We start from the raw sequence: 1,460 nt of genomic DNA on the forward strand, positions 1-1,460 counted from the left end.
TTAATTGACATTCCGACCGGCCGCGCGAACGCTCAGAGCACGTTTTGGCAGGCCAACCTCACTGGTTCCCAACTCATTCCGATGCTTCTCCGTCAAAACGGTTCGGTTATGCTACGCATCAACGGCCGCCTCGAAGGCGAAGCTTTGTTGGCGGGAGCGCCACTGGCGCTTCGAACTGCGATGCGGACCTGTGTCAAATTTTGACATGACCTCCTGCACGTATTTCCTGAAGCATTGATAGTAGATCGTCGCTTTGCGGCTTGAAGCGCCCGGGCCTGATGGCGGGTGCGCCGTGAGCCGCGAGGATTTGCAGCTTCTCCTCGGGATCGGCGCGCAAATAGGTCTCGGTGCTCTGGATGCTGGCGTGGCCGAGCCACAATGCAACCTTGCGAATGTCCCCGGTCGCCGCGAGCGTGTGCATCGCACAGGAATGCCGCAGCACGTGCGGCGTAACCCGCTTGCCAAGGATCGACGGCTGCTTCGTTGCCGCGGTCTTGACGTGCTCGGCCAAACGGAACGCAAATCCGTCGCGGGTCATGGGCTGCCCGTTGGCATTGAGGAATATCTCGGCAGCTTGCGCGTCGGGCCGTATCGCAAGCCACGCGCGCAATACGAACTGGGTCTCTTTCCAGAGCGGCAGGACCCGTTCACGCCGACCCTTGCCCATGATGTGCACGGTGGACAGGGAGCGGTCCGGGAAATCGCGCAGCTGCAGCGTTACGAGTTCCGACACTCTCAGCCCGCCGGCATAGGCCAGATGCAGCATCGCGCGATCGCGGGTGCCAAGGCGTGTCCGGGGATCCGGGGCATCGAGCAAAGCCTTGATCTCGGCCCGGTCGAGGTAGTCGATCAGCGCCTTGTCGGTCTTCTTGGTCGGGATCGATCTGACGCGGAGGGCCAGATCCAGGCAGGCCGGAATCCGATACTCGATGTACCGGAAGAAGGACCGGATCGCGGCGAGCCTGCCATTGCGGGTCCGCACACAGCTGCCGCGCCCGGTCTCGACATGGTCCAGGAAAGCCATGATCATGTCGGGGCCGAGATCCTCGATCTCAAGATCGGTCGGCCGACGCTTCAGCCGATCGGCAGCGAACTGAACGAGGAGGACGAAGCAGTTGGCATAAGTCTTCATTGTGTGCGGGCTGACAGCACGTTCGCGTGGCAGATGCTCACGCAGGTATGCCGAGAGATGCGGAGCGAGCGCCGTCATGCCGCCTCTCCCCGGTAAAGCTGCTCGCTCGCAGCCGCAATGTCGCGCAGCAGCACCGGAGTGGCCTCGAGATACCAGTACGTGTTGGCGACCGACGCGTGCCCCAGATAGACACTGAGACCGGCCATGTGGTGAGCGATGGCCTCCCTGTCAGGTGGGCAGGACTCAAGGGAACGGACAGCGAAGGTGTGCCGCAGATCGTGGAGTCGCATGCCCGCCGTACCGGTTGGTCCACGATATCCGAGCTGCC

At 62.5% G+C, this 1,460-nt stretch carries 2 protein-coding genes and 1 pseudogene; 1 reads left to right on the forward strand and 2 read right to left on the reverse strand.

The features are described from left to right. Positions 1 to 204: pseudogene (locus COA17_RS19785) on the forward strand (hypothetical protein); the annotation flags it as partial. Here the strand turns inward: COA17_RS19785 and COA17_RS18565 are convergent. After that, positions 194 to 1,210, reverse strand: coding sequence for a tyrosine-type recombinase/integrase (locus COA17_RS18565; protein ID WP_046764436.1), 1,017 nt, complete (start codon positions 1,208 to 1,210; stop codon positions 194 to 196). The pseudogene COA17_RS19785 and the gene COA17_RS18565 overlap by 11 nt on opposite strands. Continuing rightward, the coding region (locus COA17_RS18570; RefSeq protein ID WP_483881756.1) for a site-specific integrase at positions 1,207 to 1,460 on the reverse strand (254 nt) is incomplete at its 5' end. The genes COA17_RS18565 and COA17_RS18570, both read right to left, overlap by 4 nt.

It is taken from the genome of Sphingomonas ginsenosidimutans (assembly GCF_002374835.1).
GTDB lineage: Bacteria > Pseudomonadota > Alphaproteobacteria > Sphingomonadales > Sphingomonadaceae > Sphingomonas > Sphingomonas ginsenosidimutans.

Coding starts and splice junctions, on each gene's coding strand:
- COA17_RS18565 (WP_046764436.1), bottom strand. CDS start 1,210: ATGACGGCGCTCGCTCCGCATCTCTCGGCATACCTGCGTGAGCATCTG.